This window comes from Cupriavidus sp. 2TAF22 (assembly GCF_052115045.1).
Lineage (GTDB): Bacteria > Pseudomonadota > Gammaproteobacteria > Burkholderiales > Burkholderiaceae > Cupriavidus.
In genome coordinates this window covers 62,000-70,582 of the sequence record NZ_JBFRFX010000035.1, presented here as the reverse complement: position 1 = coordinate 70,582, position 8,583 = coordinate 62,000, and the positions used below count along the sequence as shown (strand labels likewise).

The 8,583-nt window shown below is 61.5% G+C and carries 5 protein-coding genes; 3 read left to right on the top strand and 2 right to left on the bottom strand.

Annotation, left to right across the window (positions count from 1 at the left end):
* Positions 1-7: 7 nt before the first annotated feature.
* On the bottom strand, positions 8-1,846 hold the full coding sequence (gene xsc / locus AB4Z48_RS31250) for a sulfoacetaldehyde acetyltransferase (RefSeq protein ID WP_441621193.1): 1,839 nt from the start codon (positions 1,844-1,846) through the stop codon (positions 8-10).
* A 450-nt stretch (positions 1,847-2,296) separates the two neighbouring features.
* Here xsc and tauA point away from each other — a divergent pair, with 450 nt between their 5' ends.
* From tauA to AB4Z48_RS31235, 3 genes are all read left to right on the top strand, one after another.
* Complete coding sequence (gene tauA / locus AB4Z48_RS31245) at positions 2,297-3,307, top strand: taurine ABC transporter substrate-binding protein (RefSeq protein ID WP_441621191.1); 1,011 nt, start codon at positions 2,297-2,299, stop codon at positions 3,305-3,307.
* 97 nt (positions 3,308-3,404) lie between these two features.
* Positions 3,405-4,181: a taurine ABC transporter ATP-binding protein gene (locus AB4Z48_RS31240; protein WP_441621189.1), complete on the top strand. Its 777-nt coding sequence runs from the start codon at positions 3,405-3,407 to the stop codon at positions 4,179-4,181.
* A gap of 10 nt (positions 4,182-4,191) precedes the next feature.
* Positions 4,192-5,067: an ABC transporter permease subunit gene (locus AB4Z48_RS31235; protein WP_441621187.1), complete on the top strand. Its 876-nt coding sequence runs from the start codon at positions 4,192-4,194 to the stop codon at positions 5,065-5,067.
* A gap of 109 nt (positions 5,068-5,176) precedes the next feature.
* On the opposite strand, the gene AB4Z48_RS31230 is transcribed toward AB4Z48_RS31235, so the two are convergent.
* Entirely contained in the window at positions 5,177-7,723 is a 2,547-nt protein-coding gene (locus AB4Z48_RS31230) for a hypothetical protein (RefSeq protein WP_441621185.1), read from the bottom strand.
* Positions 7,724-8,583 lie beyond the last annotated feature (860 nt).

Here is an 8,583-nt window from a genome sequence, read left to right as displayed (position 1 = left end):
CAGGGACTCAGACGAAGTCCTTGTACTTGTCGAGGGTGCGCACGGGCTTGGCGAGCGCATCGCGGCGGAACGGGTCGCCGAGCTCGCGGGTGCACATGATCTCGATGATGGTGGTCTTGCCGTGATTCATCTGCAGATCGATGGCGCGCTTGAGCGCCGGGCCCACGTCTTCGAGCTTGTCCACCACGATGCCCTCGGCGCCCATGGCGCGGGCGATCTCGGCGAAGCTTTGGTTGTCCAGCTCCCCCGCGACGAAGCGGCGGTTGTAGAAGTCGACCTGGTTCTTCTTCTCGGCGCCCCACTGGCGGTTGTGGAACACCACGGCGGTGACCGGGATATTGTGGCGCACGCAGGTCATGGTCTCCATCAGGCTCATGCCCCAGGCGCCGTCGCCGGCATAGGACACGGCCGGGCGGTGGGGCGCGGCCACCTTGGCGCCGATGATGGTGGGGAAGGCGTAGCCGCAGTTGCCCCAGCTCATGGCGGCGAAGAAGCTGCGCGGCTTGTTGAAGCGCAGGTAGCTGTTGGCCACCGAGTTGATATTGCCGATGTCGGTGGAGACCATCACGTCCTCGGGCATGGCTTTCTCCAGCTCGCGCAGCACCTGGCGCGGATGCAGGTAGTGGCCGCCATTGGGCGTGCGCTCCTGCTTCTGCTCCTCGATCATGTCCAGGCTGTAGGGGTCGCGCTCGTGGGTCCATTCGTCGAGCTCTTTCTCCCAGGCGGCCTTCTCGGCGGCGATCTGGCCGGCGCGCTCTTCGCGCGAGGCGTCGCACACCAGGGTGCGCCCGGCCAGGCGCCCGGTCAGCGCCACGGCGGCGGCCTTGGCGTCGCCGCAGATGCCCACGGAGATCTTCTTGACCAGGCCGAGCATCTTGTGGTCGGCATCGATCTGGATGATCTTGGCCTGCTTGGGCCAGTAGTCCATGCCGTGCTGGGGCAGGGTGCCGAAGGGTCCGAGGCGCGAGCCGAGGGCGACCACCACGTCGGCGCGGGCGAGCAGCTTCATGGCGGCCTTGGAGCCCTGGTAGCCGAGCGGGCCGCACCACAGCGGATGGCTGGCGGGGAAGGAATCGTTATGCAGGTAGCTGTTGACCACCGGCGCGCCGAGGCGCTCGGCGAGTGCCTGGCATTCGGCGATGGCATCGGCCATGACCACGCCGCCGCCGGAGATGATGACGGGGAACCTGGCCTGGGCGAGCAGCTCGGCGGCTTCGTTGAGGCGTTGTTCGCCGCCGGGGCCGCGGTCCAGGCGCTGCGGGCGGGGGATCTCGGCCTGGATCTGGCCGTAGAAGTAGTCGCGCGGGATATTGAGCTGGGTGGGTCCCATCTCGGCCATGGCGCGGTCGAAGCAGCGGCCGGTGAACTCGGCCATGCGTGCCGGGTGGGTGACATGGCCCTGGTACTTGGTGAACTCCTGGAACATCGGCAGCTGCTTGGCTTCCTGGAAGCCGCCGAGGCCGATGCCCATGGTGCCGGCCTCGGGGGTGACGATGACCACGGGGCTGTGGGCCCAGTAGGCGGCGGCGATGGCGGTGACGCAGTTGCTGATGCCGGGGCCGTTCTGGCCGATGACGACGCCGTGGCGGCCGGAGACGCGGGAATAGCCGTCGGCCATGTGGCCGGCGCCCTGCTCGTGCACCACGGGGATGAGGCGGATGCCGGCGGGGGCGAAGATGTCCATGGCGTCCATGAAGGCGGAGCCCATGATGCCGAACATGTCGGTGACGCCGTTGGCGGCGAGGGTTTCGACAAAGGCTTCCGAGGGGGTCATGGCCTGCGGGCCGGTGGTGGCGGGGGCGTCGGTGGTGGCCTGGCGCAGGGATTCGGGGAGGTGTTCGCTCATGGTGGTGGGTCTCCGGGCTTCGATCTCAAAACGGAACCAAACGTTCCGAAAAGTGTTTGTGAGTCGAATGTAGGATGAGACCGAGCGATGGTCAACATGAAATTCAAATAAACGGAACGATTTGTATCTTAAAGTGAACCAAATCTGGTCGTGGACCCACAGTTACCCCCGGCTGGCTCTAACCGCAACGGGGCACGCTTCCTACCATAGGGCTACACCGCGCTTGGAGCGGACCGAGGCGATCCCGCCGGCAGAACGGGACGCCACCAGAACGAGAGGACGCAAAGACGTCCCAACCAGACGGAGACACGGCATGCCTCATGCTTATTACCTCTTCCTCCTCGAGCAGGCACCGCCCCGGTGCCACGCCCCTGTTGCCGGCACTCGCGCAGCACGCCAGACGGCACTGCACGCCGGCACGCAACCCAGTCAATCTTGAGGAGGTTCATCATGCGTTGGATCAAGCAGCTTGCAGCAAGCGTAGTGCTGGCGGCCGTCGTCGCCCCGGGCGCCTATGCGCAGAGCAGGGAAGTCGTGATCGCCTACCAGGACATGGTGGTGCCATGGCGCTATGCGCAGGACATGAAGGAAGTCGAGAAGCAGACCGGCTACAAGGTTTCGTTCCGCCAGTTCGGCGGTGGCGGCGACGTGATCCGGGCGATGGCTTCCGGCCAGATCGCCATCGGCGAAGCCGGTACCTCGCCGATTGCCTCGGCGCTGTCGCAAGGGCTGGACGTGGAACTGTTCTGGATCCTTGACGACATCAATGCGGCCGAAGCCATGGTGGCGCGCAACGGCAGCAATATCAACAGCGTGGCCGACCTCAAGGGCAAGCGGGTGGGCGTGCCCTTCGTCTCCACCACGCACTACCACACGCTGGTGGCGCTGGAGCAGGCCAGGATCAATCCGCGCGACGTCAAGATCATGAACATGCGCCCGCCCGAAGTGGCGGCGGCCTGGGAGCGCGGCGACATCGATGCCACCTTTATCTGGGATCCGGTGCTGGCCAAGCTCAAGCAGTCGGGCAAGGTGCTGGTGACGTCGGGCAAGATCGCCAGCGAGACCGGCAAGGCCACCTTCGACGGCATGATCGCCAACAAGAAGTTCGCGCGCGAGAACCCCGAGTTCATGGTCAAGTTCGTCAAGATCCTGGCCGCGGCGGACGAAAAATACCGGCAGGACAAGGCCGGCTGGAGTGCCGACTCTCCCATGGTGAAGGCTGTCGCCAAGGTATCGGGCGCCAAGGCTGAAGCGGTGCCGGCCAGCATGGCGCTGTACAACTTCCCCACGCTCGACGAGCAGGCCTCGCCGCGCTGGCTGGGTGGCGGCGCGGCCAAGGCGCTGCAGTCCGCGGCGCAATTCCTCAAGGAACAGGGCACCATCCAGACCGTGTTGCCGGACTATGGCCCGGGCGTGAATGCCGAGTGGGTGCGGCGCGCGCTGGCCAAGACGCCGGCCTGATCTGCGCGCGCCGCATGGCGCGATGAAGGACGGTTGCCGCGGCGCGGGCGATGCCCGCCGCGCGGCCTCGACACACTCTCTTCGGAAGTTTGCAGCTATGGCCAAACTCGAAATCGACAACCTCAGCGTGAACTACGGCGGCCGCGGCGGCGCCGAGACGCTGGCCCTGTCGCAGGTCAATCTCACCATGGAGCGCGGCGACTTCGTGGTCGCGCTGGGCGCCTCCGGGTGCGGCAAGACGACCCTGCTGTCGTGCATTGCCGGTTTCATGCAGCCCTCGGAAGGCGAGATCCGCCTCGACGGCAGATCCGTGCACGGCCCCGGTGCCGAGCGTGGCGTGGTGTTCCAGAAGCATGCACTGATGCCCTGGCTCAATGTGCTGGACAACGTGGCGCTGGGCCTGCGCCTGCGCGGCGTGCCGCGTGCCGAGCGCCTGCGCATCGCGCAGGAGAAGCTGGCGCTGGTGGGACTGGAGAAGGTGGCGGCCAAGCCGGTCTACCAGCTGTCCGGCGGCATGCAGCAGCGCGTGGGCATTGCCCGCACGCTGGCCAACGATCCCGCGGTGATGCTGATGGACGAGCCGCTCGGCGCGCTGGATGCGCTCACCCGCGAATCGATCCAGGCGCTGATCCTCAAGCTGTGGGCGGCCGAGCAGAAGATCGTTTTCTTCATCACCCACAGCGTGGAGGAAGCGCTCTTCCTGGCCACCCGCCTGATCGTGATGACGCCGTCGCCGGGACGCATCGCGCATACCTACGAGATGCCGTTCGCGCGCCGCTACATTGCCTGCGGCGATGCACGCGAGGTGAAGTCCGACCCGGAGTTCATCCGCTATCGCGAAGAAATCGTCAACCTGATCCATGCCACGCCCTGAGGAGCCCGCCATGTCCGCTTCCGTTCAACGACTCGACCCTGCGCCGGGCGCCGGTGCCGTGGCCGCCGCGCCCGCCGCGCGCCGCATGAAGGCCGTCTCCGGCTATCGCCTGCCCGGCGAAGGCAGCAGTTCGCGCATCTCCACCATCACCGTGGCGTCGCTGCTGGCGCTGTGGTGGATCGCCAGCCACCTGCGCTGGCTGCCGCCACTGTTCCTGCCCACGCCGGAATCCATCATCAACGCGTTTATCGATGCCTGGAACGGCAATGTGCAAGGCGGCCTGCCGCTGACCGAGCATTTCCGCGCCAGCATGGTGCGCGTGTTCGGCGCCTTCGCGCTGGCCACCGTGACGGCGGTGCCGATCGGCGTGATGATGGGCGTGTCGCGCATCGCCCGCGGCGTGTTCGATCCGCCCATCGAGTTCTACCGTCCGCTGCCGCCGCTGGCCTACCTGCCGCTGATCGTGATCTGGTTCGGCATCGACGAAACCTCCAAGATCCTGCTGATCTTCCTGGCCTGCTTCGCGCCGCTGGCCATGTCGGCGCAGGCCGGCGTGCGCTCGGTCACCATCGAGCAGATCAACGCGGCGTATTCGATGGGGGCCAACCCGTGGCAGGTGATCCGCCATGTGGTGATCCCGGCCGCGCTGCCGGACATCCTGACGGGCATGCGCATCGCCATCGGCTTCGGCTGGACCACGCTGGTCGCCGCCGAGATGGTGGCCGCCACGGCGGGGCTGGGGCAGATGGTACTGAATGCGTCGAACTTCCTGCGCACCGACGTGGTGATCATGGGTATCGGGCTGATCGGCCTGATCGCCTATACCTTCGACCTGCTGATGCGCAAGATGGAGACGTGGCTGGTGCCGTGGAAGGGGAGGATGTAAGGGTCGAGGGTTGCCGGTTGCCGGGCGGTGGCATGCTCCGCCCGGTTTCTGTTTATGCAATGACCTTGGGCAAACCGACGCGTAGCATTCCCGTGTCCAGCGGCGTCGGTTATCCCGGCAGTACATACTTATAGCCCGGCGTCTGTGCCGAAGTCCGATGGTCTGTGTTCAGGATCACGACCCGATGATCACGACCCCACACATCAAGAAAATGGTAGATGCTTTCTAATTCATCCTCGTGGATCTCTTCCAACGCCTCGTCCAAGATCAGCGTACCCCCGGCTCGCCATTGGTGATTCTCAAGAAGCTCACGAAGAACTGCGTCTGCTCGTCGTCCCTGACCAATCTCGGTCATCTCGCGTCTGCCAAAAAATGCGACGGTGCGCCCCCAGCGATGTAACGCCCAAAACAATTCGGTCAACAGGGTCGTCTTCCCGCATCCCGACCGGCCTAATACCCAGTTGACTCCAAAATTGAAGTTCACCTCTGGATAACGGATTCCTGTCAGGGGGGAGTGCGCTTCGGCGAGCCGGATTCCCTGCTCACCCTCTTCAAGGCTCACCCAAGGAATACGGTTTACCAGCGGCAAGTTGGAAACTGCGTGAAAAGATGATGCCGTGCTTAGCAGGCCGGAACCGGCCACAAAGAGGCGGATGGACTCCCGGTCTACGGCAAGGAGCGCGGACAGAAGGAACGCAGCAAGCGAGGCTTCCACCTTCGCGAGCAGCAAAGAGCTGAGGCACAGCATCAGCAGGATATGGAAGGTCCCCTCGAGTAGGAGCGCCAGCTCCACCTTCTTTAGATAGAGCCGTACCTTGGCTTCGGTCCAACGTTGGAGCGATGGCAACGCCAGCACGGCTCTCATCCGCCTAGTTCGCGTAGTCTGGCCCAGTCTAGCTGTCGCCAGGTCGAATGACGCCCAATCGCGAATAGTGAGCACAAATGTCCGACTCGCCTCCAGCATTTTTTCTCTTGCCAACACAATTCCACGGTAGTTCCTGGAGTAAAAAAACCAAACCAGGATTACAAAACCAGCTATGAAACCAATACCCAAAGCGCCCGCCGCGAAAACCAGTGACATAGCGAAAAGCGAAAACACAGCAAGAGCCCAAGTAAAGTCGTGAAGGTAGTACGAGAAGCCCTCTTGTGCAACGTCGAGGTCGACGGGAACTCTCCTCTCGATCTCTATGTTTGGCGACGACGATCGGAAGATCGAAAGGGAAAGGCTCTTGAAGGTTTTACGCCTGACATGATGCTCAAGTGCCATCCCACCAAGTATCGTGAGCGAGAAAGCTCCCATGGCTGACCAGATGGCTTCACGTGTCAACGAACCATGGCTTCCAATAAGGCGTGCCACATTCGCATCGAGATAGGCGGCGAGGATAAAGACAGGAAAGTACCAGCGCACAAAACGCGGAATAACCGGGGCTTTGCCGCTTCTATCTGGCGACTGAGCTTCCCTTAGGGGCGGGTCTAAATGACTCCGAGGCTCTGAAAGTTCAGAATATCCATCACGTGAAATTCCATCCGCACCGCATACCCTGAGCGCCCCTTCAGTTACAAGCTGATCCAACAGCGTTTTGGCTTTCATTCTATTTGGCAGATCGAGTGAAATTAGCTGGGTTGACAGGCTCAGCGGCACATCTCGATCTACTGCGCAACACACGGATCGGATCAGGAGCAATCTTTGCTTTTGGCCCTCCGACAGTTCGTCAGGCGCTAGCAATTTCTCAAAGGGCGTTGGAAGTTCTCCCAGGCCAAGCTCGCCCCACATCCCGAGCCGACGAAGAAGCCGGCATCGTAGTGGACCCCGGCCCAACAGATTCACGTACAGCGGCGCCGCCCAGATGGTGTCCTTGCCGTCGAAGGTAACGCATGATGAATTCCCTACCGGAATCCGGCTACACGTCGCATCGATATGCGCTTGAGCGCTCTTAAGTGCTTTCCACGCCTGCACCTCGCGCGGAATTGCGAGAAGTGCCGCGAACAGCGGCATCGAGACCCAGAACACCGTTACACCTGCCTCACCGAGTGACATCCCAGGAACGACACCAATTGCTCCAATCGCGGCCAAGGGAAGAATTCTCAGTAGTATTCCCAAGTAGGTCTCGGAAATCTTTGCGCCTGAGTCGAGTGCTCGCCAAAGACGCTCCTGCCTACTCAGAGCATCAAAGCGCGCGGCGCTCGCCTGTTTCATTTCATCGAGCCCCAGTACTCCGAGTCTCCTGGCGATAAGTGTGTTGAACTCTGCGTTCCGGCTTGTAACCGTTTCATTGACGCGCAACAAGGCGTAGACGCTAATCCATTGCAGTACAAATACCATCCCGCTTACCAGAGCCACGCCAATCAAAACACCTAACGCTTGCAAATTAAAAAATGATCCTATTATCGCCAGCGTGGCAACTATTGCTATAAAATTCCCGACAAGATCCTCCCTTGCCAGTGCAAAATCCAACCGCTGTTGAAGGAATCTGTATAGGGTCCTCGCCTGATCCCCGTCGTCGTATTTGTGCACTCTGGCGCAATGCTGGAGATGATCGCTAGCCATGGTGATGGAACTGGCAACCAAGCGAGCGAGGACCCGGCCGAGAAAGATACGAACCAATCCCAGGATGGAGATCAATATCAAAGCGCGCGGGCTTGGATCGCGAAGCATGAGAGCAACTACAAAAAAAAGAGCGTACTGGGCCGCGAAGCTAGCGCACTTCAACGCGCAGTAGAACAGTGAGAAGGGCTGTAGCGAGAATCGGGAAGGGGCGCGCGGCGAGTTCAAGATGATGTCTTGGCATAGGTGTCGAAGGCGCGGTTTAACTTGTACTCGCGCAGGTCTGCAACGTGCTCGGTGAGGGTGGTCGCACGCCGATCAAAAAATCGGGCGACTACGCCAAGTTCAACCCTGATGGGGACAAGTTCCGTGCCGTCTTGAGTTTCACGCCAACGAGATTCGCCATAATGTCGTGTCGAGGCTGCCTTGGTGGGTAGGATCACCAGCCAAGTTGGCGGGTGAGAACCTTCGGCCGCCAACCGCCGGATTCAAGTATTGAAATTAATAATTGGTTGATAAATAGGGTTAACCATTGTTATTAAGGTTTGGATGATAAAATCTGAAATTTCCGAATTGAGATTTATGGCGTAAAAAATTTCTAAATAGAAAATCTGAAATTTCTCAACTTAACTCAATGAAATATGATTGGAGATAGAAGGCATGCGCGGGTAACCCATTGATTCCACCTGGAATTCAGGTTGAAGTACCTTATTGGGTGCGTTGCGATCGCGCAACGTTGCACTACGCGGGCGCCCACCGAGCGAGAATTTTCCGCCGCTCGCCAATTGAAACCAGTGGCTAACGCACCGCTTACTCGGCAGCAAGCCCTCGTCGCGGGAAAACGCCTAAGGGTCCATTGGACTACCGTCTACCGCCTTCGACGCCGCTTCCACAACGACCCAGTGGCGAGTGCCCTGAGGCGTTCGCGGCGAGGCCCAAATTCGGGTCGGAGACCACCCCGACAGCGCGGC

Bases quoted from the DNA above. Each gene is read 5' to 3' on its own strand.
- xsc (WP_441621193.1), bottom strand. From the start codon at position 1,846: ATGAGCGAACACCTCCCCGAATCCCTGCGCCAGGCCACCACCGACGCC.
- AB4Z48_RS31230 (WP_441621185.1), bottom strand. From the start codon at position 7,723: ATGCTTCGCGATCCAAGCCCGCGCGCTTTGATATTGATCTCCATCCTG.
- AB4Z48_RS31240 (WP_441621189.1), top strand. From the start codon at position 3,405: ATGGCCAAACTCGAAATCGACAACCTCAGCGTGAACTACGGCGGCCGC.
- tauA (WP_441621191.1), top strand. From the start codon at position 2,297: ATGCGTTGGATCAAGCAGCTTGCAGCAAGCGTAGTGCTGGCGGCCGTC.
- AB4Z48_RS31235 (WP_441621187.1), top strand. From the start codon at position 4,192: ATGTCCGCTTCCGTTCAACGACTCGACCCTGCGCCGGGCGCCGGTGCC.